Origin of the sequence: Protofrankia sp. CiP3 (assembly GCF_917627345.1) — a bacterium.
In the GTDB taxonomy this organism is placed as follows: domain Bacteria; phylum Actinomycetota; class Actinomycetes; order Frankiales; family Frankiaceae; genus Protofrankia.
On the sequence record NZ_CAKJTM010000222.1, the window covers coordinates 2,394 to 3,355 of the forward strand.

Consider the following 962-nt stretch of genomic DNA (forward strand, 5'->3'; position numbering starts at 1 on the left):
CCCCCACACCCTCGCGTCCTACCGCGACACTGTCAAACTCCTGCTGCGCTTCGTGCACCAGCGCAGCGGCCGACGCCCTGACCAGCTCCAACTCGCCGATCTGGACGCCGCCACCATCAGCGCGTTCCTTCAGCACCTCGAGACTGATCGACACAACAGCGTCGCGACCCGCAACACCCGCCTGGCCGCGATCCACGCCCTGTTTCGCTACGCCAGCCTGCACGCCCCCGACGAGGCCGAGCTGATCGCCCGCGTGCTCGCGATCCAGACGAAACGGACCGCCACCACGACCGTCCATTTCCTCGACCATGCGGAGCTCGAGGCGCTGCTCGCGGCCCCCGACCTGACGGGCTGGCACGGACGCCGCGACCACGCGCTGCTGGTCCTGGCAGCCCAAACAGGGCTGCGCGTCAGCGAGCTGACCGGACTGGCCCTCCACGACCTGCACCTGGGCACCGGCGCTCACGTCCGCTGCCACGGCAAAGGCCGCAAGGACCGTGCGACCCCGCTGACCAGCCACACCATCGCCGCTATCGCGCCTTGGCGCGCAGAACGGCTCGCGGCCGCGGCCGGCGGCACCGACCCGCTGTTCTGCACCCGGACAGGTCGATCCCTGTCCCGTGACGCCGTCAGCGGACTCGTCGCCAAGCACGCCGCCACTGCGGCACAACGCCGCCCGTCCATGCGAACGAAGATCGTCACGCCGCACGTGCTACGTCACAGCGCAGCTATGAACCTCCTGCATGCAGGCGTCGACATCACTGTCATCGCGCTGTGGCTTGGTCACGAGGACCCGACCACCACCAAGATCTACCTTCATGCCGACATGGCGCTCAAAGAGCAGGCGATCGCCCGGACCACCCCGCCCGGCACGCCACCAGCCCGCTACCAGCCCACCGACACGCTGCTCGCGTTCCTCGACCAGCTCTGAATCCACGGCACGTTATGCCGCGCCCAGTGGA

The 962-nt window shown here is 69.0% G+C and carries 1 protein-coding gene; it reads left to right on the top strand.

Annotation, left to right across the window (positions count from 1 at the left end; genetic code table 11):
* Positions 1-931: tyrosine-type recombinase/integrase (locus tag MJ797_RS26575; protein ID WP_239342465.1), on the top strand; the 931-nt coding region annotated here is incomplete at its 5' end.
* Between the last annotated feature and the right edge of the window lie 31 nt (positions 932-962).